14 protein-coding genes and 1 pseudogene are annotated in these 25,576 nt (G+C 44.2%); 3 read left to right on the top strand and 12 right to left on the bottom strand.

Features of this window, described 5'->3' with window-relative positions; genetic code table 11:
* Positions 1 to 55 precede the first annotated feature (55 nt).
* The 3 genes from QUB04_RS20380 to glpX all read right to left on the bottom strand — a co-directional run bounded on the left by QUB04_RS20380 (position 56) and on the right by glpX (position 5,741).
* A complete protein-coding gene (locus QUB04_RS20380; protein ID WP_333287101.1) occupies positions 56 to 3,064 on the bottom strand; it encodes a UPF0182 family protein in 3,009 nt (1,002 codons plus the stop codon).
* Positions 3,065 to 3,265: 201 nt separating this feature from the next.
* A complete protein-coding gene (locus QUB04_RS20375; RefSeq protein ID WP_333287099.1) occupies positions 3,266 to 4,558 on the bottom strand; it encodes a glutamyl-tRNA reductase in 1,293 nt (430 codons plus the stop codon).
* A 145-nt stretch (positions 4,559 to 4,703) separates the two neighbouring features.
* Positions 4,704 to 5,741 carry a class II fructose-bisphosphatase gene (gene glpX, locus QUB04_RS20370; protein ID WP_333287097.1) on the bottom strand — a complete coding sequence of 346 codons (1,038 nt, stop codon included), beginning with the start codon at positions 5,739 to 5,741 and terminating at the stop codon, positions 4,704 to 4,706.
* 499 nt (positions 5,742 to 6,240) lie between these two features.
* Here glpX and QUB04_RS20365 point away from each other — a divergent pair, with 499 nt between their 5' ends.
* Positions 6,241 to 6,858: a CP12 domain-containing protein gene (locus QUB04_RS20365; RefSeq protein ID WP_333143433.1), complete on the top strand. Its 618-nt coding sequence runs from the start codon at positions 6,241 to 6,243 to the stop codon at positions 6,856 to 6,858.
* Positions 6,859 to 6,978: 120 nt separating this feature from the next.
* On the opposite strand, the gene QUB04_RS20360 is transcribed toward QUB04_RS20365, so the two are convergent.
* The 8 genes and pseudogenes from QUB04_RS20360 to QUB04_RS20325 all read right to left on the bottom strand — a co-directional run bounded on the left by QUB04_RS20360 (position 6,979) and on the right by QUB04_RS20325 (position 22,732).
* Positions 6,979 to 7,365, bottom strand: a complete 387-nt coding sequence (locus QUB04_RS20360) for a VOC family protein (RefSeq protein ID WP_333287095.1) — start codon at positions 7,363 to 7,365, stop codon at positions 6,979 to 6,981.
* Between the two features lie 150 nt (positions 7,366 to 7,515).
* Positions 7,516 to 8,187 carry an SOS response-associated peptidase gene (locus QUB04_RS20355; RefSeq protein WP_333287093.1) on the bottom strand — a complete coding sequence of 224 codons (672 nt, stop codon included), beginning with the start codon at positions 8,185 to 8,187 and terminating at the stop codon, positions 7,516 to 7,518.
* A 521-nt stretch (positions 8,188 to 8,708) separates the two neighbouring features.
* Positions 8,709 to 9,653 carry a UV DNA damage repair endonuclease UvsE gene (uvsE, locus tag QUB04_RS20350; protein ID WP_333287091.1) on the bottom strand — a complete coding sequence of 315 codons (945 nt, stop codon included), beginning with the start codon at positions 9,651 to 9,653 and terminating at the stop codon, positions 8,709 to 8,711.
* Positions 9,654 to 9,991: 338 nt separating this feature from the next.
* Positions 9,992 to 10,198 carry a hypothetical protein gene (locus QUB04_RS20345; RefSeq protein WP_333210369.1) on the bottom strand — a complete coding sequence of 69 codons (207 nt, stop codon included), beginning with the start codon at positions 10,196 to 10,198 and terminating at the stop codon, positions 9,992 to 9,994.
* Between the two features lie 118 nt (positions 10,199 to 10,316).
* Positions 10,317 to 15,590: an AAA family ATPase gene (locus QUB04_RS32570; protein WP_445301078.1), complete on the bottom strand. Its 5,274-nt coding sequence runs from the start codon at positions 15,588 to 15,590 to the stop codon at positions 10,317 to 10,319.
* A gap of 555 nt (positions 15,591 to 16,145) precedes the next feature.
* A pseudogene (locus QUB04_RS20335) lies at positions 16,146 to 16,991 on the bottom strand (sigma-70 family RNA polymerase sigma factor); the annotation flags it as partial.
* 683 nt (positions 16,992 to 17,674) lie between these two features.
* The gene (locus tag QUB04_RS20330) at positions 17,675 to 20,974 is read right to left on the bottom strand and encodes a helicase-related protein (RefSeq protein ID WP_333287089.1); all 3,300 of its coding nucleotides are present in this window, start codon (positions 20,972 to 20,974) and stop codon (positions 17,675 to 17,677) included.
* A 105-nt stretch (positions 20,975 to 21,079) separates the two neighbouring features.
* Positions 21,080 to 22,732, bottom strand: a complete 1,653-nt coding sequence (locus tag QUB04_RS20325; protein ID WP_333287087.1) for an AarF/ABC1/UbiB kinase family protein — start codon at positions 22,730 to 22,732, stop codon at positions 21,080 to 21,082.
* Between the two features lie 284 nt (positions 22,733 to 23,016).
* Here QUB04_RS20325 and QUB04_RS20320 point away from each other — a divergent pair, with 284 nt between their 5' ends.
* Both QUB04_RS20320 and QUB04_RS20315 read left to right on the top strand, forming a co-directional pair.
* Positions 23,017 to 23,289: a helix-turn-helix transcriptional regulator gene (locus tag QUB04_RS20320; RefSeq protein ID WP_333055825.1), complete on the top strand. Its 273-nt coding sequence runs from the start codon at positions 23,017 to 23,019 to the stop codon at positions 23,287 to 23,289.
* Positions 23,286 to 24,290 carry a BstXI family restriction endonuclease gene (locus QUB04_RS20315; RefSeq protein WP_333287085.1) on the top strand — a complete coding sequence of 335 codons (1,005 nt, stop codon included), beginning with the start codon at positions 23,286 to 23,288 and terminating at the stop codon, positions 24,288 to 24,290. Before QUB04_RS20320 ends, QUB04_RS20315 begins: the two co-directional genes overlap by 4 nt.
* On the opposite strand, the gene QUB04_RS20310 is transcribed toward QUB04_RS20315, so the two are convergent.
* Complete coding sequence (locus QUB04_RS20310) at positions 24,291 to 25,403, bottom strand: DNA methyltransferase (protein WP_333287083.1); 1,113 nt, start codon at positions 25,401 to 25,403, stop codon at positions 24,291 to 24,293.
* Positions 25,404 to 25,576 lie beyond the last annotated feature (173 nt).

Raw genomic sequence — 25,576 nt, 5'->3', positions numbered from 1 at the left:
TCAACAGTCAACAGTCAACAGTCAACAATCATGATGAGTGCAACCGGAATTGATATCATTCAGTATTTAAAGCTGGTGCTGTTCCTTCCACAGGTCGAATAATGACCGGTTTATTAGTAGATCGTTGCTCAAAAAGTGCCTTGAGTGCCAAGTCAAGACTTTCGGCCATGACGATGCGGTTTTCGTAGGCAGCAATAACTCTGATTAAAGTCGGCAAACTATTGCGTTCGGCTTCTAAGTAAAGAGGTTCCACATACAGTAAAGATTGTTCAATGGGAATTACTAATAAGTTTCCTTGAATGGCTTTTGAACCCTGGCGATTCCAGAGAGAGATTTGTTCGGAAATAACCGGATCTTGGTTAATTAAAGCTTCTATTTGTTCCGGGCCGTAAACTAATCGCTGTTTGGGGAATAAATACAGCAGCAATTTTCCGTACTCGCTACCATCCGATCGCCCTGCAATCCAAGCAATTAAATTGTTACGACTTACTGGTGTAAAGGGAAGCAGCAAAATAAATTCTTCGGCTTTTTCAGTTGGCAGCTTCATAATCAAATAATAGGGTGATACGGGCTGCTGTTCGCTGCCATAAATTTCATTGGGAACTCGCCACAAATCCTCCCGATTGTAAAATACTTGCGGGTCTTCCATATGATAAGTTAGCAAGCGTTCTGATTGAATGCTCAGCAAATCTACAGGATATCTGATATGTTTGCGGAGAGCCGGAGGCATTTTGTCTAGGGGTTTGAAGAGTCCGGGAAAGATAGCCATCCAACTGTTAATAATCGGATCGGAGGGATAGGCAACGTAGAAGTCAACAGACCCGTTGTAGGCATCAATCACTACTTTAACGGAGTTGCGGATGTAGTTAAACTCATGATTTCCGGGGTCAGAATACGGATAGCGATCGCTCGCTGTATAGGCATCGATAATCCAGTAAAGATAGTTGGGAGATTTATCAGTGACCGAGGGTGAAGGTTTAATCTCGTTGCCATTTTCATCTTTTTCTTTTTCTATATCATCATTGCTAAGATTGGCGTTCGCTACTACTAAATACGGGTCAGAATCGTAGCGTAAAAAAGGAGCTATCGCCCGGACTCTTTTATTAATATTTCGCCGGTAGAGCAATTTAGTTTCTGGCGTAAAATTGCGCGTCAGTGCCATTTGCCAATTTTTGAGATAATTAGCAAACAGCCAGCGCCGCCACATAGAACCGATCGCAATTCCGCCCCTACCGCTGTAAGTATTGTAAACATTGTCTTCGCCGCTGGGATAGTCGAATTCTTTGACTTTTGTGGGCGCCATCGCTTCTGTATCGGTGATTTCGCCGTAGTAAATTCGCGGGTAGCCGATCGGAATACTGGCCCGAATTCGATCGCTGGTTACTTCCAAAGCAGTCTCCCCTTCCTGGGCTGCAACTCCAATATCTTTGACGAAATAATCGGGTAAACCGCCGACACCGACTGTATTTACCGGAGAAAGAGTAAAGCCGTAACCGTGAGTGTAAATCAGGTGTTTGTTCACCCAAGTTTGAGCTTCGGGGGCAACTGCCGTGTAATCTAATTCCCGCGCTGCCAGAAACACTTGTTGGCTTTCAGAATCTCCCTTTTTTGCTTTTTCATTTTTGATTGTGTAGCGCTCTATATCGGCATCAGGAAATGTATAATAGGGTCTAATTTGCTGTAACTGTCGGGTGGTTTGCAGCAGCGGCTGCTTGTCCCACAGCCGGATGTTGCTAATAGTAAGTTTATTTTTTTCTAAGTCGGCATAAGTAAGTTTTCCGGCGGGATCGAAAGTTTTTATTTCTATATTGTTGAGGTCAAAGGCTTCTTGAGTAAAGGCAATACTGCGCTTAATGTAGGGCTTTTCCCTTGCTAATTCGTTAGGTTTAACTAGGAGTTGCTGCACAATTGTTGGCAGCAGCCAAGTTCCCAACAAGCTTAAAGTTAGCCACGCTATAATAATCTTTTTTATGAGTTCATGTTTTATTTTGAATGGGTAAACTTGCCACAGCATCAAAACGGCGATCGCCCCCGCCAAAATACTCAAAAATCCATACCAGGGCAGCCGTACCGTTACGTCAGCATAATTCGCCCCGTAAGTAACGTCTCCCCGCGAATACAGCAATGCGTAGCGCCCCAGCCAGTAGCGGAATGCAACGGCTAGCATGGAAGCTGCACCCAACCCGTACAAGTGCCGCTGCTGCGATCGAGAAAACCCCAAAAATCTCCCTTGACTCAGGCTATTTCCCGATAGCAAATATGTTAAAGCACAAGATACTAAACTGTACAAAAATACAACTGTCAGCCAGAATCCTAGCAAATCTAAGATTGGCAAAATAAATACATAAAAGCTAATATTTTGATGGAAAAGAGGGTCGGTTGTGTTAAAATTAATAGGGTGAAAATATTGCAAAACATTTGTCCAGCGACTGGTGGCAATCAGCCCGATCGCCAAACTGAGAAAAAGGGCGATCGCCCGCAGCCAAAAATCAGGCTTAATTACCACAGCTAAAATTGCCCCCAGCAGCAAGCCCAACTGCCACCAGCGAGAAAATAGCTGCACCCCTATTTGTTGGATTGACTCAATTCCCAACTGCACGGGCGGTGCAGGCAAATTGCCAGCTATACGGAAATAGGCGATACTGCTTGCAGCTAACAGCCCGCAGTGAATTACTATAAAAGTTGCGATCGAACTCAATCCGAATACCGTCAACAGCAGCCAGGAAAAGGTAAGTTGGGATTTAGCAACAGGTAATTCGTAATTCTTCCCAGTTTTGTTGGTTCTTAGTGGAGCGAATAGCGCCCCCGCAATCGGCGATTTCATTTCCTCTGCGGGATGTTCCAGGCGGCGGGCTAAAGCCAAATTTCCGAGCAAAAAGGCAGAAGAAACAGCAATTGCGATCGTCCCCAGCAACCCTTGAGTTTTCAGCTTTAACAGAAAAACCTGAAGATATCCAACTTCCTGAAACCAGAGAATTTCTGCCGAAATGCGGGAGGCAAACTCAACAACCAGCCCTAGCCCCGCAATCAGTAGGATTATTTGATAAATTCGCCTATTAGTCATTAGTTATTAGTCATTAGTTATTAGTCATTAGTTATTGGTGGAATGATAACTGATATCAGGTTCGAGCAATTTACCCTCCCGAATGATGCTTTTGCCGCAAGGGTTGCAGGCATTTTTATTCATGGTAATTTACCGGACATAATATGACTCCTGCTTTCGGGTCAACTGACTAATGACTAATGACTAATGACTAATGACAAACTAGCTGTACTGCTGATTGACATCCACATCCAAATTAAACAGTGTTTGCAAAGTTTGCATCGCTTGCCGCCGCGCCTCAATATCCTGCTGAGCGCGTAACTGTACCATCGGATCGTGCAAAATCTTATTCACAATCCCCCTGGTTAAAGATTCAATCACATCTTGATGTTTCTCCGAAAATTCCGAACCCAGACGCGATAAAGCTTTTTCTAACTCTTGTTCCCGAATCAATTCTATCTTATCCCGCAAACAGCTAATAGTAGGAACAGTTTCCAGACTGCGCCACCAGAGATCGAAAGCCTCTACTTCCTGTTCCAGCAAGCCCTGAGCTTCCATTGCCATTTTGCGGCGGCTTTCGTGATTTTGAGCTACCACTGCTTTCAAGTCGTCCACATTAAACGATCGCACATTAGCGAGTTCGTTCGCATCTGAGTCAATGTTGCGTGGCACAGAAATATCCACCAACATCAAAGGGCGATTCGGGTCTAAAACCGCTTCCAATTTAGCTTTATTTAACAGCGGATCGGTAGCTGCCGTACTGGTAAAAACCAAGTCAGAACTGGCAATTACCTGCATCATTTCCGAGAGCTGATACAGGTGCAATTGAGCATCTTTAAACTGACCGGCCAACTCCAGGGCGCCGCGCACAGAGCGGTTAACTATCGAAATATGGCTAGCTCCTTTTGAAAGCAAATGCTGCACCAAAAGCCGCGACATTTTGCCAGCACCGATAATCGCAATTTTGCTGCTTGCTAAATGCTGACCCTTCATTTGAGCCAATTCTGCCGCCGCCGAACTGATCGAAACCGCACCGGTACCTATGCTAGTTTCCGTGCGAACTCGTTTCCCTGCTGTGAGAGCTTGCTTGAACAAGCGCTCTAAAATTCTGCCTACACCTTTGTACTGCTGGGCTAGTTTGTGAGTTTGTTTCACCTGAGCCAAAATTTGTCCTTCTCCGAGCACCAAACTGTCGAGGCCAGAAGCCACTCGCATCAAGTGCATCACCGCATCTTCGTGCAGCAAAATAAACAGGTGAGGGCGCAAAGACTGCACATAAACTTTACTGCATTCTGAAAGGAACTGAATAACCTCTCGCACTCCCGGCTCCGACTCGCTGGTAACAATATAAATTTCTAAGCGGTTGCAAGTGCTGAGGATGGCAACCTCTTGAATGTGCGGGTAGCCGCGCAATTGGGCGATCGCGGCTTCAACTTTCTGTTCTGGAATGCTCAGTTTTTCGCGAACTTCTACCGGCGCTGTTTTGTGGCTGAGACCTACGACTGCAATATTCATATCTGTGATTTGTCACTATTTCTTTCTTAGTTGTTAACAGTCACCTGTTATTAGTTCTTAGTTTATCGCTAATTGCTAATCATCGGTGACTGTTAACATTTAACTGTTAATTGTTAACATTTAACTGTTAACCCCTAACTAATCACTAATTCAATTGCAAAGATTTCGGCTGGTCAAACATATGGATTGTATCCACAAACCGAGCAGTTTTCGACTGAGAAGAAATTACCAAACTTTCAGTGCGAGCGCCGCCGCCAAAGAAGCGAACTCCATTCATCAGCGTTCCGGGAGTAATCCCGCAAGCTGCAAACAGAACTGTTTCTCCAGATGCCAGCTCTTCAGCATTGTAAATCTTGTCTGGGTCTGTGATGCCCATGTCTTTCAGGCGGGCGATATTGCTCTCTTTGCTTTCACCGATCAAACCAGTTTTTACAACAGCCGGATCGTAAATTAACTGCCCTTGGAAGTGACCGCCCAAGCAGCGCATTGCTGCTGCGGAAATCACACCTTCGGGTGCTGCGCCAATACCCATAAGTGCGTGGATGTTGGAACCAGAAAACGCGCAAGAAATCGCTGCCGAAACGTCGCCGTCGCTGATCAGCCGAACTCTTGCACCCGCTTGCCGAATTTCATTAATTAAATCTTTGTGTCGGGGGCGATCCATGACCACCACCACCAAATCTTCAACACCGCGGCCGAGACAATCAGAGATAATTTTGAGGTTTTGAGTCGGCGTTTTGCGAATATCTACATGATTCTTAGCAGCCGCCGGAGCAGCCAATTTGTTCATGTAGAAATCCGGTGCCGCAAACAAACCACCTTTTTCAGAAATTGCCAAAACTGCCATCGAACCGTTTTGACCGTAAGCCACCAGGTTAGTACCTTCGCAGGGGTCAACAGCGATGTCAATTTCGATCAATTCATCTAGGTTGCAGACATCTTTGGCATCTTCGCGGGTACAAATACCTACTTGTTCCCCGATGTAAAGCATCGGTGCGTCATCGCGCTCGCCTTCGCCGATCACGATGCGGCCGCGCATATGAATTTTGTTCATGCGCTCCCGCATGGCTTCTACAGCCACTCTGTCAGCTTCATCTTTTTCGCCTTTGCCCATCAAGCGAGCGGAGGCGATGGCTGCCTGCTCAACTACTTCGATGATCTCTAAACCGATTACATTGTCCACGAACTAGATCCTCCCAACTGCTGATGCGTGCCTTGTGCTATTTTGCACTCCCAGCCATCAAGTTTATCAGAGGCGGGGATCTGTGCGAGCGCAAGCAGTTGGTTAGTTTGTGTTAACTTTTGCTTCTTTGAGACTGGGGCTGGAAAATCTGAGTCCCACAAGCTCAAAGATCGATCGCCCCAATACTTCACTCTTGCTTGGAGGATCGCACGCTAGCCCCGTCTCAGACGCGGCTAAATCGCGGAGTCCAGAGGCTCAGGGGCAGCGAGCGGCTGTTTCAGGCAACTTGTCATCGCGAGTGCCGTTAAAGGTTTTATGATTAGTTTGCGATCGCACGATTTCTCAGAAACCTGGTTGCTAACCCGGAATTTATCGTTACTAAACCCAAAATTTTGGTAGAAACCGGGTTTGTGAGGGTAAGTCCTAATGATGATCGCAAATCAAATGGACAGCCCCAAATCGGGACGCAGTAGACTTTATCAGCGGGAAGGAATAAACAATGATGATGAAAGCCCAAGACATTATGACCACAGATGTTGTTACCATTCGCGGTTCAGCAACGGTAGCTGAAGCGGTGGCGATGATGAACGATTTGTGTTTGCGCGCGTTGATTGTGGAACGTCGCCACGAACAAGATGCCTATGGCATTGTGACAGAAACGGATATTGTCTATAAAGTAGCAGCCTACGGAGTAGACCCGAAAAAAGTCCGCGTCTTCGAGATTATGACCAAACCGTGCATTACGGTCAATCCCGACTTGGGCGTGGAATACGTGGCGAGGTTGTTCGCCAATACCCGCATCCGCCGGGCGCCGGTGATTAAGGACGAGCTAGTGGGCATTATTTCGGTCACGGATATATTGACAAAAAGCGATTTTCTTGAGAAGCCGAAGAGTGTTTTATTTGAGGAACAAATCGAACAGGCGATCGCGGATGCCAGAACTATCTGTGCCGAAAAAGGCGCTACCTCTAGAGAGTGCGCGGTAGCGTGGGATATTGTAGAAGAAATGCAGGCTGAGGCTTCTCACCAGCGATCGATGAAGCTTGAAAAAACGGCTTTTGACGAGTATTGCGAGGAAAATCCCGAGGCTGCTGAAGCGCGGATGTACGATAGCTAATTTAGTTATTAGTCATTAGCCATTAGTTATTAGTTATCAACTCTTATTTAGGGATTGATAACTAATAGCTAACGATCGGAAATAGCTTTTTTTCTTCGATATTCACGAAAAACAAAAAGATTAAGTGTTTGGCCCAGGCATACAAAACACGTTCAGCTTGTTCCCCTCAAGATCCCGAAAATATCCCGCATAAAACCCCGGCAACACGCCTCTTGGTCCTGCGGCTCCTTCATCCTTAGCCCCAAGTTCGATCGCTTTGTTATAAACTAAGTTGACTTTTTCGGGACTGTCAACTTTAAGAGCTATCATTACTCCATTGCCAACAGTTGCTGTGTTACCATCATAGGGTTTTGTAATAGCAAGTGCTGGTAGCTCTGGAGAAAGACCCCATGCGATAAATTGGTCGAATTCTATGAATCGTCGAGCGCCAATTTCAGCAAGCAAAGCATCATAAAACTTGGCTGCACTTTCAATATCGTTGGTACCTAGTGTAACGTATCCGATCATATTTTTTGTCTTCTAACTGATGTTAAGGTTTAAAAAATGTTTGAGCAAATAACAACTGAGTTAAACTGATCTTGAGAAAACCAAAGCTACAACTCAAACATCATTTTACATGATAACTCAAACTATCTCGGTTTTGTCCGCTCCAATGATTTATTGCCGATCGCTAATACATTCGGGAGTGTCTCTACTTGGACTGTTGACGATCGCACTTACGGCCTTTGCTTTCATCGCTTCGGAAGCATACGGTTTTAACAATGGCAAAACTTCCTGAGCATTTTTAACAGAAGGATCTAGCCACTGTTCCCAATCGCTGTCGGGGAGAATCACCGGCATTCGATCGTGCAGCGGCTGCACTGTTTCGTTAGCAGCGGTAGTAACTATAGTGCAAGATACAATGTTTTCTTTTTCTGGAGATTCCCAATTTTCCCACAAACCGGCAAAAGCAAAAGGTTCGCCGTCTGCCTTTTGAAAATAGTAAGGCTGTTTGTTCTTTCCCTCCTGTTGCCATTCGTAGAAACCGTCAGCGACTATCAAACATCGCCTGTGCTTGATGGCGCTGCGAAAAGCAGGTTTTTCGGCTACTGTTTCCGATCGCGCGTTAATCATGCGGCTGCCTATTTTCATGTCTTTTGCCCAACTTGGAATCAGACCCCAGCGCATAAATTGAAACTGTCGCTGCATTTTTTCTGGTTCAACTGTGACTGTGGCAACTGATTGAGTTGGGGCGATATTGTATCGCGGTTTGATGTCGGGAACTCCCGACAGTTTGAAGAATTCGGCGATGATTTGACCTGAAGTAGTTAAAGTGAATCTTCCGCACATAATTTTATAGTTGTATTAACGCGGTTTTTACCGATTCCTGCAGTTCGACAGTCGGGTAATCCGGCAGTCCGGCAGGGGTTTAAACCCCTGCCTCAAAGCTAAAGTCGGTTAAAACCGACTGGAAATACGATCTCAATATCTATCTATTTTAGTCCTCTGAAGCGAGGACTTTAGCTATGAGACAGGGGTTTTTAACCCCTGTCGGACTGTCGGACTAAACCGGGCGGGACACCCCACAACAAAATTCATTCTTTGTGGAACAGGCATCTTGCCTGTTCTTGCGGGACACCCCACAACAAAATTCATTCTTTGTGGAACAGGCATCTTGCCTGTTCTTGCAATTTACCGTTAAAAACCCTCTCGGACTGTCGCACTAAACCGGGCGGGCTCTTCGGCCCACCCCACAAAAAAATTCCTTCTTTGTGGAACAGGCATCTTGCCTGTTCTTGCGATTGACTCTTGGGCGGGGCGGGTTTTCGAGATTATTGGTGTTAGGCAAAGATGGTTTGTAAAACCCGCCCCTACGAGACATTGCTAAATTGTGGAACATTCGCCGACAACCATTCGGCGCGCAACTTTTCAATTGCTAATTCTTTGAATTTAGCTTCTACTTCAATCCAAGGAGCCTGATAATAGCAATTAGGCATTTCTGTAATTAAATCGCTGTGGCGCGGATCGGCAAAAAATTCTCTGCCATTCGATATGTGCACTAATTGCAATTCAGGAACAGACCAAGTTGTGCGGGCTGCTGCGAGCATTTCGGCAACACTGGGATCGTCGTAAGTTTCTAAATGTTCGTGAATGACGTGGTGGTGGGCGTCAAAAACCATTGGTACGCCGGTATCGAGACAAACTTCTAAAATTTCCGAGGAACTGTAAGCGTATTCGTCATTTTCAAAGGTTAAGCGTGATCGAATTGATTCGGGTAAATCGCGGATGACAGACTTGAGTTGCGAAGTGCGATCGCTCTTGCCGCCGTGAATGTTCATCAGTGCCTGGGGCGATCGGGGCTGTCCCAACATATCTAAAATTAAAGCATGAGCCGCGAGAATTTTAATGCTGTTTTCAACCACAGAAAGCTTGTCGGAACTGAGGACGACAAATTGATCGGGGTGCAGTACCAAGCGGATGCCCAAAGACAAAGCGCGATCGCCCGTAGTCCGCAATTCCTCAGTCATGGAGTGTAGCACTGCTTCCCCCAAATCTGTATCTGCAAAAGGGAACAGTGCAGAAGTCATGCGGTAGAGCTTAATCTGATTAACGGAACAGAAGTCGATCGCTTTGTCAAGCCGCTTTAAGTTGTCTGTATAAAGCTCGCGCAATACTGTTTCTTGTTCAGTTTCCGAAAGCTGTAACAGTCGCTTCCGGGTGACAGTGCGAAAGCGAACTTCATTGGATGTTGTAATGCAGACTAACCCCAATTCCGGCAATTTGTCTTTTTGAAATAGTTGGTTAATCTCGCTCATTTCTCAATAATTCCTAACTTGAATTTTATAGGTTAAATAGTTTTGTAGTAAGGACTTTAGTCCTTTGTTCTGAAGCTGTGATATCAATTGGTTGTATCGGAATGATTAAACCACAGAGGGCACAGAGGACACAGAGAAAGAGAAGAGAGAGATAATAATTCCGATGTCAACGAATTTGATATGAGGTACTACTGAGCCTGCCCAAATAGTCCGCCGGAGATTCTAATCCCTGGCGGACTATGGAAGTGCAAGATGCAATTAGTACAAACCGGATTTTTATCAAACATCTAATCAACCGCGTCGCAGATAGGATATCGATGACAATTTAATCGATATAACTATTGCTGTTCTTCGCCAGACTCAGCCTCTTCGTCTGGCCGCGCGGTGGCAACAGGATTTTCCATTGCTTCGTTATGGAACGGATAACCGGATGTTTCTTGATTTAGCGGGTCAGCGGGTTGATCTTCAGGGGATGTAATTTGACCGTTAGTGTTGGTATTGGGTTTTGTGGAAGAGCCTTTATGGCTGGCGTGACCGCTACTCATCTTTTTTTCCTCAATTAGGTTTATGGAACAATTTCTAGCTTAGACTTAGCGGCTGCGGGCGATCGCCTATCTTAAGTCAGAGATCTGCTTAAGTACATCGCACAGCAGAAAGTTTGTATTACTCTGCCATAGATTCGAGCAGACGACCAACTACAGGGTCAATCTGCCAGTAATCCTTACCGTTTTGCTTCTGATTTCCTAAATGCGAGACAAGACTGAGGAGATCCGCCCATTTGAGAGTCTGCTTGACAATTTCAGGCGATACATCATCAAGAACCTCAATTAATTCCTCAACCGCGGCAGCTTCTCCCCATTGGGCTAAAGTCCTCATCACCAGTTTTCTTTGAGGTTCGCAACCGTCAAAACCCATTGAATTAATTAATTTGTCAGATTTATTAAATTGATTCTTCAGTTCCGCCAAGGAATTTGGCCAGCAATGCGGATTAGCTTGAGCAAATTGATAGAATTCTTGCAGCAGGTTTGACCAATTCCCTGTAACTGCCGTAATCTTCTTTCTAACTTCTAGTTCCCTGGGCAACTTAGCATCTTCCAACCAATGTCGCAGCGCCGCATCGTGCCAAGGTTTGAGGCTGAAAAATCTCAGTTCCTTAAAGGAATCTAAACCTATCGAATTATGAATAACTAACTGCCAAGCCTTCTGAGGGTCGGCGACAAAAACAAGCTGAATAAACGCTTCTTTCTTCAATCTTTTGATTTTCTGAATTGCCTCATCAACCCAATCCTTACTCCAAAGGGTGCTGGCAGACACAACAATAAGTGTCGTAGTATCTTTCTTGCGACGGTTACTAATTTCTGTCAAACGCTGGCTGAAATCCGATCGATCTGAGACATTTTCTAAATAGTGAACTTTGCAATCCTTCTTACTAAAGGCTGCTTCCATAAAAACTCTCAAATCATCAATTCCTGCCGCTTGGCAGCCAAATATAATAGAGACACCGTACTCCCGGCGCAGCAAATCAGATTCCTGTTGAACAGTTAAAGGACTGCGCCGGGAATCAGCTTTATTTTTGACAAGAGGAGACCGAAAAGTAGCAGGTTCGTATTCAGGTTGAGGTTCGCGGTGTCTCAGAAGTTCTGCTTCAATCTCTCGCTGCGTACCCATAAGCAAGGCTAAATTAGAACTTCTCAGAGTGAAGTAACCAGCATCGGTTTCTCGTAAAACTCCTAATCCGACCATTTCTTCTAGTAAAGCAAGAATTTCATCTTCCGATGACCTTCCCGCGAATCCCTCAGACCACCAATACAAGACTTGCTCGCGAATCCAAGATACAGAAAACCCATCCTCCATACCTGTTTCATTCTGCTGAGAACCATCAGCAATCGAGTAGGCAATTACTTCGTAGCGCGGATCTAGTCCGAGTGTCAACTTAAAGCGATCGCGAATATTATTGCGAAGGTCTTGACTTTGATAAGCTTCTTCTACATGGCGAGAAGCGATCGCGTAAGGCGGGCTAATTTTAGGATCGAAAGTAGGGACATCTGGGTTAGTGATGTGCTTGAGTAACTGCTCGCAATAAAGTTGAATCAAGCTCGGATAATAGTTAGTCTGCCACAGAATGCGCTGGATTAAATCTGGCGATTCAAAATGATAGCCAAGACTAGCCAGCGGACGTTTTACCAAAGCTGTTGCCGCACGCATTTCACCATTATTTAGCAGAGGTCCAATGCAGATCGGCGCGCCAAAGTGAGCCAGCGGATGGTTGGGTTGTCTAGTGGTTCTCAGAACGTTGTGCAATCCGGCAAAGACCACCTTAAAACGTCGGTTAGTTTCCGCCATTAATTTTCTGAACTCATCACAGCGCGGGAAATCCTCCTTACCATCGGCTTCCAGGAAATTATCGGCCTCATCCAACAACAGCAAAAAGCGCCGCTGATTGTCCAATTCCAGCCAACTTTTAATCCGCTGCAAGCTGCTTTCGCGGACGGAATTGCGTCGGTTGGTATCGGGAATTTTCAATTTATCCAATTCTTCATTTAGTAGATGCCAAATCTTATCTAACAGTTGCTTGCGCCCAATTTCTTTAATATCTAAAAATAGGGCGTTCCTTCCCGCGTCGGTTGCATGAAAAGTCCGGTGTACATACTTAAGCAAAACCGTTTTACCTAACTGGCGGCCTCCATAAATTAAACAAGAACCTTTGGGATCGATTATAGATTCCCGTTCTCGTACTCGCCCGTAAAACATTTCAGGCGGAACTTCTCCGGCTGCGGTTTTATAAGGTTCTAGGAAAGTAAAGGGTAAGGTACAATCAAACAATACAGGTAAGCGTGTTTTTTGTTCTCCGCAAAGGTAGAGCATCAGCACATCATCTATAACAATGAAAGTGCTCCGACGCTGCCGGCACAAATCAGCCAAATCTCGGCGTTTCTTGACGGTCATTCGCCCAAAATGAAAGACGAAGACCGGTCCTCCAAGAGCAGTTTCTCCAACGGCATTGAGGAGATCCTGTTCGTTCGGTCTATCCCATACGCAAAGAATGCGGTAATGACCCTTTGCCGCTGAACCATAGGCAGACACAGGACAGCGATTTTGGTCAAATATCGGCTCGGCATTAACCTCAATCCAGGTATTTTGTCCTGATTTTTTAAATGTCAGAGATGTTATGTTAAAACCGAGGTTGCTGAGAATTTGATGAGCATCTTTCTCTGTGGCTTGATTCCTTCCCTTAGCAGCAAACCAAGCGTCGAGCATTTCAGCGGCTTTTTTGGCTTGAGATCCTTGCGGTATCTGGATTTTGGCGATACTTTTCCCTTTGGAAATATTGGGAATTAGCTCTTGCTTTTTTTGTCGATCACGATCGCACTCCTCAAGCACTTTTTCGATCGCAGCATACTTATCCTCAAAGAAGTCTTTAAAAGCACCTCCCTTTTTTTCTTGTTCAGGAAGCGATCGCCGGTCTTGCAGCATAGATATATATTCCTTAGCCGTCAGGATATCGCCTTGCTCCAATACACTGCAAATTCTGGTACGATCGGCATCTGCTATACCTGTTTGCTGAAGACTGTCTAATTGCTCGGATACTCTATCGATCTTTTCCTGGCGCTTGGCGCTAATTCCTTGACCGATCGCGCGAAGCTGCTCAATTTTTTCGGAAAACCGCCTGGTTGTTACCAGAGCATTTTTAATGCTTTCAATCTGTGCTGCATAAGCAATGCTATCTGTTTCTATTAGTAAACCAAAAGCTACGGCACTTTCGAGCTCTTTGCTAGTAGTCTCGACCTGCTCCTGCAAAATTACTTGGCACTCTTCAATCCGATTATTGCGTTCGTCCTTTAGCTGAGCGAGGTCTAATGTTGATTCAGGATGGTGTTCGAGGTATTCGATGATTTGCGCCGTAGCCTCGTGATTTCCCACAGCTTTTGAACTACAGAGATAACTGTGCAGAGCGAATGCTTGTTGCCAATCCCAAATATCATTTTTTACTAACTCCAAAATCCCATCTATACCCGCTTCTGCATTAGCGATATCCAGTTCCCAGGAATCGTTAATAGGGATAGACGGCATTCTTAACAGATCCGCGTGCAGGATATGTTTTAGGTAAGGTTCTGCGGTCTGCAATTCGGTATCTGGATCGAAGATATTGCCGATGTCTTCCACAGCTTTTCGGCAACAGGCAATACCAGCTAAAATAAACACTGGAGGTTTTGTTTCTTCAAAGGTATCCAATTCTTTGAGGACAGTATTTTGAAGCTTCTCAATATCTTCTTTTAACTGTTTGGCTTCTTTCTGAAGATAATTGTCTCTTCGATCTAAGCGCGATTCCTGAATTTCAATCCAATTTCGCACCAAATCAACAGGTTCACGAACGCGATCGCGAAACTGAATCACGGCTTTCCCCATCATGGCGTCACTGCGACTGCGGCGAATTTTACGATCGGTCTTCTCAACTTCAGAGTCTATCTGGGATTCGTCAGACAATCGATTGACTTTCTGCTTGAGTGCTGAAAGTTTACTCAAATCGCTTTCAAGTACAGGAAATAGTAATGAGTGAATCAGTTCGTCCGGCTTCAACCAATCCTGCCAAACCTTCTTCGCCGGCGGGTAAATCATCTCTTTTTTCTGTGCTTGAGACCACCAAGTTTCGATTTTTTGATGCAGATCGTCTAAAGATTTTTGTATGTCAGCCTGGTCTTGAGCTTTCTTGATGGCTGTGATATCCAGCGCCCGCTGCCGATCGCCGTGTTTGGCGATAATTTGGCAATAATCGTACAGTTTTGCAAGTCCAGCTTTACCGAAGTGAAGTTGCTGGAGAAGGTGCTTCGCACCAGTATGCGGCGCTAGTAAAGACGGTCGCATTGCTGCAGCAGCCAAGAGCAAGCTTGCAGCTTGATTCCATTCACTTTTGTCGGCTAATGAATAGCTGGCGGTGTAACTGGTGAAGTCATCTTTAAGCAGATTTGCAAGTTTTCCATATCCTACGTCATAGCGCAGGTTTTGTCCTAGCAATACTGCTCGAATTAACTGCGGTGGCAGGTGCGGTTCAAAGTTGGAGTATTGTTTTTCAAAGCAGCGAGCTAAATGAAATGCAAGGCTGAGTTTTTGTTCAAAAATCAGTCGCCAAACTAAGTCGCGCAAAACTGCTGGGCGTTCTCGGTCGGGGTCGTCCAAGATGGATTGAGCGATTTGTTGAGCGGTATCATTGGGCGAGAAGCTGTAGAGAGACTGTTTTTCTTCTCTTTTTTTATTCCCCGGCTTGTCAACTTCTTTTCCTTGCTTATTTTCCGAATTTTGATTATTTATCTGAGTTGCGGTAGGCGCTTCTGTTGGTGGAATATCTGAGATATTTTCAGTGGTTGGCTGCGCGATCGCCTCCTCTATCAAGACCGCGTTCAACTCTGCTAATGGTGGTTGTTCTAGAATAGGAACCGTTTCAGGTTCCGGCTCATCAACTAAGAAAGTTTTCTCTAACTTATTGCTAGTATAAACAGCAGGCAAATCTGGTATTCCTTCGGTCTGGATCGTCAATTCTCGTCTGACTGCTGCCATCGCCAAAGGAATTCCAAATGATGCAGCTACGGCATTCTGTAAGGAAAATAAACGCTCGTAATCTGCTGCGTCCAATTCTGCAATTAGTGTTAGCAGTTTGCAGAATGGATGATTACCGTCAGCCAAGAGTTGGGTGTAGGGATGCAAGTCAGACTCCTGGGATTCGGAGATGGCGCGTTGAAGTTTGCGGGCTTCTTCCTGACATTCCAGCAATGACTGAAAATTGCTCTCTACTCGATGGGCGATCGCTAAAATTCGTTCCAGAACCCTCAAAGCAGAGTCGCGGACAAGAGCGATCGCACTTTTTTGCTTCTCGGCAAAATCAACACGCTCAAGTACAGACTTGATATCTGCTAAAGAACCAATTTCCTCAGCCTTCAGCATTGGCGATACTGCCAAATATTCAGCCAGTTCTAGCGCCTTGTCGCGAAGCTGAATAAAGTTTTCCCGCGACTCGTCAAGTTCTTGAATCAGCTCTTTAGATATAGGTATACCAGGGTTTAGCAATTTTCGACTCGCCTCTGACAGCCGTTTCTCTAGTTGGGAAAAAACATCTTCTAGTGCGGTGAGTTGTTTGAGTAAGTCTGCTGAATTGTGTTTCATCGGTTTAATCGCTCCATTAAAGTCATTTTTTGTCAGTTCGGCCATGTGGAAATTATGCTCGTTCAAATTTGCATAAGTGAGATTTTTTTCATTTTCATCGGCACTCGACAAGTAAGTCTCAGCCAATATTGTTTGTTCTATATTTGATTCTTCTATGAAATTGTTAAAAGGAATTAATGGTTCGGTCATATTAGCTGTTTCAACTATTTTATCACGAACAGGCTCCTGTAAGAAAGTGTCGCGGCTGCGAGACAAGTTTTCTGAGATATTGAACTGTCTGGGCTGCATCGGTTGGGCGATCGGTCTTTTTGTCTGTGTTTGGCCAATTACTGTCGGGCGAATATAATCTTTTAAAATGCTGCTGCGGTTGGGATGGCGCAATCTTAGTAAAGCCTTAGCCTCAATTTGCCGAATCCGCTCGCGGGTAACATCAAATATATTGCCGATTTCCTGTAGAGTCTTCTCGCAGCCATTATCCAAGCCGAATCGCATCCGCATAACCTCACGTTCGCGGGGTTTGAGGGTCTTTAAGATTCTTTCTATGTCTGCCAGTCGGTTAATGTTGAAAATGTAATCTTCTGGTGTTTCCCCATCGAATTCAATCAACTCTCCCAATGTAGAACATTCCTCCTCACCCATTCGAGTATCTAAGGAAATGATAGGTTTATCCGATTGAATAACCAAGCGCAATTTTGCAGTTGTCATTTCCAAACAATTGGCGATTGCTTCCATCTTGGGAATGCGACCAAATTCTTGAGAAAGCCGTTTAGTAGTTTGCTTAACGTCGGAAATTGTGCGCCACAAGTGAACTGGTAGCCGGATGGTGCGGGAATGGTTATAAATTGCCCGCGTAATTGCCTGACGTATCCAGCAAGTCGCGTAGGTGGAAAACCTGTAGCCTTTCGTGCAATCAAACTTTTCTACAGCCCTGATTAAACCCAGATTTCCCTCCTGAATCAAGTCTAATAAATCCAGCCCTCGATTTTGATATTTTTTAGCGATTGAGACTACCAGCCGCAAGTTAGACTCTACCATTTTGTCTTTCGCTTTTGGGCTGGCCTCTAATTCTAACTCAGAAAATTTTCGAGCTAATTCAATCTCTTCGTCAGCTTTGAGCATGGGAATTCGACCGATCTCTTGCAGATAAACGCGAAGCGAATCTGGCGGTATACGGTCTTCTTTAAATTTGATGCTGTCAGGAAGAGTTTTATGCCAAGCTTCATGAAATTCGTCAAAGTTGCTAAATCCGTGATTTTTATGCAACTCTGCCAAGGAAAGAGCGAAGAGATTTTTTAAATGGGAGTTTGTAGGACTGTCGAATGGGATATCTTTAATATGTTTGACTTTTCCTAATACATCTTTAGATTCATTGCCTTTGTCGGGGCGGCGGTTGATAATGGATAAAGTCAGAGTTTGTCCATGCTGGAATAGAATTATCGCGGGCTTGAGAAAGAGTTTATTAATCTCGCGGACAATGCCGTCAAGCTGTTCGCTAGTGTAGGTGCTACGCCGCAATTCTATTGCGAAAAACAAGTAGGAGGAAATGAAAAACGTATTTTCTCCCTTAGCTCTTGTCTCCAAGGATAATTTTAGCTGCTCATCACCCGCAATTTCATCCCAAGTGAGCTGAAATAAAAAATCAATAGTCAGCCATTCATTTAAGAGAGCTTTTTGGTGATTTAGCTTTTTATCACTATCAAATTGGGCAATAAAATTATCCGAACTATTAGGATAAAACGGAAGAGTTTTCTCACTGCGGTAGCCAAGAGCAAACAACAAATTACGGGCGTTATCGGCTAGTTCTCCCTTGGCAAAACTACTTAAAGCTTGGTTAATAGATGCTTTGGCTTGTTGTTCGCTGACGCTCATTTAATCACCAGCCAGGTAATCAGTTCAAAATCAGTTGTTGCTTTAACCTGATGCGGTTGCTCAACCAACACAGCACTGCGGCTAGACTGCAGGTGGCCGATGAGCCGCTTGTTGTAAATACCTGCAATTGAATCAACCGCCCCCTGAAGCAAATCGTTATACAAACTCATATCAAATCCGTTATTAGTTTGTCTATCGAACAAGTTGCACAACTCTTCATAGGGAACACTACACCCCGCGCACAGCAACTGATATATTTCAAGTATTTGTTTGGGTTGAGCAAAAGTTAATAGCACTTTCTTATTTTCTCGAACGTAAACTAAAAAGTATGGTTGCAGCGGGTTGACGGTTTTATTATCAAGACAATCGCCTTTTTGTTTGAGGCAAAAAATTACGCCCGGAGCAATTATCGGGTACTCCGAGTTAGTTGGAACTACTGCATAGAGTCCTAAAGGAGCATCTTGCAGTAGTTTGCGGTTGCTCTCAATGTATTTGGCTAGTTCCATTCGGAAATCATCGAGAGTGAATTCCGTTAGGGCTACAGTCTCGGTGAAATCTTCGATATCCAGCACCTCATCTTTCAATCGGAGCAACTGCTTGTCGCGGTATTTCAAATCACTTTCAATCAGTTCTTGAATCTCCTTTGCCTCCAGCAGGTTATCTTCAAATGTACCAGCCATGTCTGCTAAAGCCATCCGTGCTTCTACTCGATTTTTCAGATTGATGTATTGATCCAACTCCTCTGTCGGCCAAAAATTAATTAATTGTACCCTGTGGTTGGGGCTGCCAATGCGATCGCACCTACCGAACCGCTGGATAATTCGGACTGGGTTCCAGTGTATGTCGTAGTTAATCAGATAATCACAATCTTGTAAATTTTGCCCTTCAGAAATACAATCTGTGGCAATCAATAGATCAATCTCGCCGTCTTGCTGCATAGATGGAATTTGGGCGCGTTTCTTGGCGAAAGGCGAAAAATTTGTCAGGATGTGATTGAACTCGTTTTTGCCAAAGGTAGTCTTATTTGCCGCCGAGCCCCCAGTGACCAAAGCTAATTTAATTTTTAATTCTACTCTTGCCCATTCCCGCAATCCTTCGTAGAGATAGACTGCCGTATCTGCAAAGGCAGTAAAGACTAAAACCTTGCGATTTGGTTGGCTATGCTTGTTAGTTGTAGGATTCCTAACTTTCGCGGCGATCAGTTCTTTTAAATTAGCCAGCTTGGCATCGCGTTCAACAGAAATGCTTTGGGCAGAATTGTAAATTTTTTTAAGCTGTTCCTTGTCGCGTTTCAGGTCTTTTAACCAGGTTTCGACATCGAGGTGCGCCATTTTAACTTTTAGCTTGCCAACCTCCCACGCCGCTCGTAAATCCTCGTCTTCTTCTGCCTCGAACTCTAAATCCTTGAAATCAATTTCCGCGTTTTCGTCTTGCCAATTCCTGAAGGATTCGAGTCGTTTTTGTAACTCGGATATTTTGTCAATAGTCCGCTGCATTGTGATAGCGAAGGAATTCACCGAGCTTTCCAGGCGTTTCAAAAAATTAACCTTTATCATGCCGATTAGAGAGCGTTCCCGATCGCTCTGTTTGAAGTTTTGCACTCTTTTATTTTCATAAGCCGAACGGTATGGCGGCAGGACATATTTTGAAGGGTTGAATAGCGAGAGTTGATATTTAGAAATTTCGCTGTTAAGCTGTTCGTAGGACATGAACTCACCCTTTAGGTCAATCTCAGGAAATACCGAGATGGGTTTGAGCCGTTCTGGAAAGCCGCCTAATTGGGCGATCGCATCTTTATAGTATTTTTGAATGTGCTTGCGCGATCGTGCGATCGTCAATTCGTCAAGCAGTTTGAAAAAAGCCGAACTAAGTTCTTCCAGCAGTTCGCTAGTTTTGCGATCGCGACTTTTCTTGGCCCACTTGGTAAATTTCCCCTGAGCATCAGCTAGTGTATCGCGCAGACTGGCAATTCCCAGCGATTCCCCAAACGCAGCGTCGCCACCTTCTGTGATAAAATAAAGTTGATTCCGCAAATCCTTTAAATCATTGTTAACCGGAGTTGCTGATAAGAGTAGCACCTTAGTTTTGACACCGCTCTTGATAATGTCATCCATCAGCCTTTCGTAACGGCTCTTTCTAATTAGATTGCCAAATTCGTCCCGTTTACTCTTGATGTTGTTGCGGAAATTGTGGGATTCGTCAATAACTACCAAGTCATAGTTACCCCAATTAATCGTTTCTAAATTAATGTCCCCAGACCAACCGTAATCGCGGCTCAGGTCAGTGTGAGATAGGACTGTATAGCTAAAGCGGTCTTTAATAAAAGGATTGATATCGCTATTGTTCTGTGCTTGATATACAGTCCAATTCTCGCGGAGTTTTTTGGGACACAGAACCAAAACTTTTTCATTCCGCCGTTCAAAATATTGAATAACCGCTAGAGCTTCAAATGTTTTCCCTAAACCAACGCTGTCAGCAATAATACACCCGTTATATCGTCGAATTTTATTGATTGCTGCCTTAACTCCGTCTTTTTGAAATTCAAATAGAGCTTTCCAGATTTCTGTATCAAATAGGTGTAGCTGTTCGCTGAGAATATCGCTTTTTTCTAGGTCATCTAGAAAAGTCTCGAAGATATGAAACAGAGTTTTGTAGTAGATAAACTCAGGAGTATTATTCTGGTAAAGTTGCTCTAGGTACAGCAGCACATCTTGTTTGACATCTTCGATGAGTTCGGCATCATTCCAGAGTTCATCAAACCAGGCTTTAAGGTCGCGGGTATCGCGTTTACTATCTACTTCTAAATTGAGTTCAATATTGTTATATTTCGTACCTAATCCCAGTCCCCGCACGGTAAAATTAGAACTGCCCATAATAGCATTTTCACTTCCGTTATGAGCAATGTGATACATTTTGCCGTGCAGTAAATTAGATTGCTTTACCGACCGTATCTGTACTTTTTTCTCAATCCATTCTGCACATTCTTTTGCAACCCGCTTTTGCTGCAACCGATTCTGTAGCTGCAAGCCCTCATCCTCAATTTGGAAAGCCTTTTTATCAGTTTTACTTGGATCAAGTGACTTGATGAAGCGCGGTTCGCCAAAGAGAAATTTCAAGCTTTTAATACCTAGAAGTTGTTGCTTCAAAGCATCAAAGGCATAAATTGTAAAGTAAGCAGAAACAATTGACAAGGTTGAGTTTTCCTCAACCTTGGCTTTCAAAAAATCGCCCACAGTACCCCGGTGGCGGTTGTCTCTAATTGCCGACTTTGGGAGAGAAGCATCGTGCTGTGACATAGCCTACCTTTATGCGGTTTTTGCACTTGGCTATATTCTACATCTTCCACAATTCTCAAGAACAGGCAAGATGCCTGTTCCACAACATATACCGATATTGTACAATCAACTTCGCAAACGCCCTGACCTGAGAATGCTAATAATTAACCAAAAACCCAAAAAACTCGCCGCCCCAAACAAACCAGTGCTCAGAAAAGATAGCTGAGGAGTTTGTGCGTTAGAAGAAATAATTGCCGCCCCCACAATCAGCGAACCCACGACAATACTAAAAGAAAGTCGGTTCGCAGAATCCCCCAGAGTGCGGCGTAGCGGATCGAGTTCTTTTAGTGTCAAGTTCCACTTCAAAGTTTCCGAAGTAACTCGGTCTAAAAGCACTTCCACCTGTCGCGGGGATTGCAAAGATAAGCTTTTGAGATCCAGGGCAGTTCTCAGCAGAGCTTGGATCGGATCGTCTCCTAATAACTGACGCCGAAACATATCGGTCATCAGCGGTTTCACCTGCTCTACAATATTAAACCGGGGATTAAAAGAGCGCGCCAGTCCCTCCAAATTAGCTAGAGTTTTTGCATACAAACCGAGATTGCTGGGAAGCCGAATTTTATTTTTGCGGGTGATTTCCAGCACCTCATAAAATATTTCCGACAAGTTCATTTGCGACAAGCTGACATTGTAATACTTGCGTAGCATTCGAGCCAAATCGTTCTCTAGATTAACTAAACTTGTCGGCTGAGCAAATTCTGCCATTTCCAAAGTTAATTGAGCGCAGCGCTGAGCGTCTAAATCGACAATTGCCAGCAACATTTCTGTCAAATTCTGCTGAGTGCGCGGGTCTAATCTGCCGACCATGCCGCAGTCCAGCAAAGCTATGCGGCCGTCTTTGAGATAAAATAAATTGCCGGGATGCGGGTCGGCGTGAAAGAATCCGTCGATATATAACTGCTGGAAGAAAACGCGGCAAAGCAGCGTTGTAATTTCTTCGCGTTCGGCATTTATATCTCCTTTCTGGCGAATTCCTTGCAAGTCGCCTAGCAAAATTGGGACTCCGTTCAGCCACTCCATTACTAAGAGTTTTTTTGTAGTCAACTCCCAGTTAATTTCTGGTAAGACAACTTGTGTGGGGTCAAACCATTTACTTTTAGATAAATTGCGGCGCAGTTCGTCTGTGTAGCTGGCTTCTTGAATGAAGTCTAGTTCTGCACGCAGGGCGATCGCAAATTCTTCAGCTAGGGCGACAATATCGTATTGTTGACCGAAGTCTGTGAGCATGACAAGTTCTGCCAAACCTCGCAGTACGGCGATGTCTTGTTCGATGACAATATCAATACCGGGGCGCTGAACTTTGAGGGCGACTTCGCGGCCGTCTTTTAAAGTAGCTTTGTGGGTTTGGGCGATCGAACCTGCGGCGATGGCTTCGGTGTTAAATTTGGCGAAGGTATTTTCGAGAGATTGTGTGAGTTCCTGGCGGACGATTGCTTCTACTTGCGACCACGGTACGGGCGGCACTTCCGCTTGTAGCGTGGAGAGAGTTTCGATATAGCTGGCCGGTAAAAGGTCGGGACGGGTACTCAGCAATTGTCCTAATTTGACAAAAACTGGGCCTAATTGGACGAGGATGTTGCGGAGAACTGCTGGAGTTGGGAGACTGGGTGCGTCGGTTTTGCGGCCGGTTAGGAGGCTTTTCATGTAGTCCCAACCGTTGCGGAAGACGACCTCTAGAATTTCTCCTTTGCGAGAATTGTTTTGAACTAGGCTAAACAAGGGGCCTCCGGGTCGATCGGGTTTAAGGGCTATATAACTACTAGGATAGCGCTGTTGACCGGGCTGACCAGTGTCTTGGGGAATAACTTGGGCGTGGTGCGAATGGGGCGCGATTCCCTACGGGATAGCTTCGCTTCACGAATTTTGGGTAGCAGAATTGCTGTTGAGAATTTCCTCGTCTCGGAAACATTTTCAGACCGTTTTGTTACTTATAGTATTCATCAAGTTACTTATAATCTGTAGACTTATTGTCTATAAAAGTTTATTTATAGTCTGTAGATTTATTGTCTACATTTTTTGATAATTGTACCTTGAAGCAAAAAAGTGAAATAGATATCAAAAAGCGTTTTGGAAAAGCCATAAGGCGGCGTCGGCGAGAACTCGATCTATCACAAGAACACCTAGCCGAAATTTCAGGACTTCATCGCACTTACATTTCGAGCATAGAAAGAGGTCAGCGCAATCCATCTTTGGAAAATATTGACAATCTAACAAAAGCCCTGGATATATCTATTTCTGAGCTCTTTGCTAACTATGGTATAGAGGTAGAAGAGTGACAGCTAAAAAAAATGCTAAAGCTAAAAATACTCGGTTAAGCTATAAACTTGGTCTGCCAGCAGCAATAGCGAGAAAAGTTGAAAAGACAGGTCAAACCAGAGGTGCAGAGAAAGATACTGTTTATCAAAACCGCGTCCTCCGATGTAGCACAGTCCTCATACCGCTGAGTTCCTGGAAAGTTGGAGTTGTCCCACCACCCGAAGGATTTGAAAATGGTTACATAGTTCTTGCCCATCCAGAGGAATACTTTTCTGACACCCCTCCAACCTCTAAATTAGATTTACCAAAAGACTTACAGCTAGGAAAAGATTTATTAGTATTTTATGAAACTAGACCTCAATGGATTCGCTACCATCCAAGTCACTATGGTTGGCATCCCGCCCATTCTCGAATTCCACCACTAGGAGGTCAATACCTTGCCCGCGTACCAGATACTACCAGTCCTGGAGACTCTCTTGAAAGGCATGGGTACATAGATAGCAAAACTGGCGGTCAAGGGGCAGGAATTAGGATTTATGAGTATGCTTCAAAAACAGAAATAGAAGCTACTAAATATCAGTTATCTTTCCTTGTGTGGCAAACTGAGGGAATTATTGATATGGCGCGAGAAGAAGGCACACTGAATCCTGAAGAATGCAAGGCAATAATCGAAGCTAAATGTCAGGACATGGGGCTAATAGATCTTAATTTACTTCAAAAAAACAGGATAATAGATAGCCAACAGCGTACCGTTTGCCCTCTTTGCTTGAAGCCTATCCTAGCTCAAGAACTGGCGTCCCGCGTGGAACAAGCTGAAGGTCGAAATGTACCTGATTTGACAGTTACCACAGCAAATTTATTTCATGTTAAGGAACTCAAAGCCGGAGTATATAATCACTGTCGTTACAATTTGGGATGGGGACATCATCACTGTAATGCAGCAGCTAGAGACTGGGGAGTTAAACGCACATTAAAATGGATGGAAGAAGTCCTCACAAATAACGGAAAAATAATTAATTAATTATTTTTCCGAAGACACATTATTTAATAAGTTTTGAAACAAAAATTCCTTTTTCCAGTCAAATTCTGATGTTTTAGACTTTGGTAATGGCTGTGATATATCAGAACACCGTAAAGTTATTTTGTGACACAGACTTTCTTCAATCTCAATCAGCATAGCTTTACGACCTAACATTTGGGCTGCTTGTCCAACAACACCTGAACCTGCAAAGCAATCCAGCACCATATCACCCGAATAAGAACTGGCTTCAATAATATGAGTAATCATATCTAATGGCTTTTCTGCTGGGTGTTTACCCCGGTAAGGTCTAACTGTGGGGAAATCCCAAACATCGGTGTATGGTATATTGGCAGTTACAGAAAAAGGTCTGATTATTTCTTGATAATCAGGTAATTCTGGGACTGGAGGGCTAAATTTAGACAACACCGATTTTAGTTTTTGATATTGTTCGGGACTGGGGATGTTTTTGCCGGTCTCCCAATTCGATACTGCACCACCGTGATTGACACTCCCATACTCACCAATAGCTTCTGTTAGCTGAATAGTTGAGAACCCTGCTGCTTCGCGGGTTTTTCTGAGCAAGCTACCAAAAGCTGATTGTTTGTTGTTTTCCGCTGAGGCTGATTCAGCAAAAATAATCCGTTCCGAATGAAGATACCAACTCCTTAAACTTTCTTTTTTTGCCTTTTGCTTCCATCCATCATAGCCGGGTTCATTGGGTTTTGTCCAAGTAATTGAAGCTAGGACATTAAATCTTTCACCTAACATTACCTCAATTTTGGCGGCCATTTTATTAGAGGCAAAACAGTAGAGAGATCCATTGGGAGCTAATACCCGCTGCCATTGCTCGGCTATAGTGTCTAACCAGTGAAGGTAATCTCGATCATTTTTAAATCTTTTGTCGCCAGTAATGTTATCTTTTTTAGTAGAATGATAGGGGGGGTCTGTCAGAATTAGATTGACACAATTATTAGGCAGTGACTTTAATACATCTAAGCAGTCACCTTGGTAGAGAGTGACAGCAGGGGATTGAAAGTAGGTGTTCATTGGCTTATTTTCTCTATAGCGCTCTGTACTCAACCGCTTGATTCCATAATTTAAGTTATTATACATGGGAAACCGAACCTCAGTCTAGTCTGTAAGACAATTAAATGATTGGTTTTACGATCGCCCGGTTCAACATCTTTAACAGCTTCTGGAAAAACACCCTGTTTTATAATTTTTTGTAATTCGCTTTTTCCGGGATTTATTGTAATCCCAAAGGGCGATTGATAATCGCCCTATTT

Origin of the sequence: Microcoleus sp. D2_18a_B4 (assembly GCF_036702475.1) — a bacterium.
Lineage (GTDB): Bacteria > Cyanobacteriota > Cyanobacteriia > Cyanobacteriales > Microcoleaceae > Microcoleus.
This window is presented reverse-complemented; position numbering and strand designations above follow the sequence as displayed.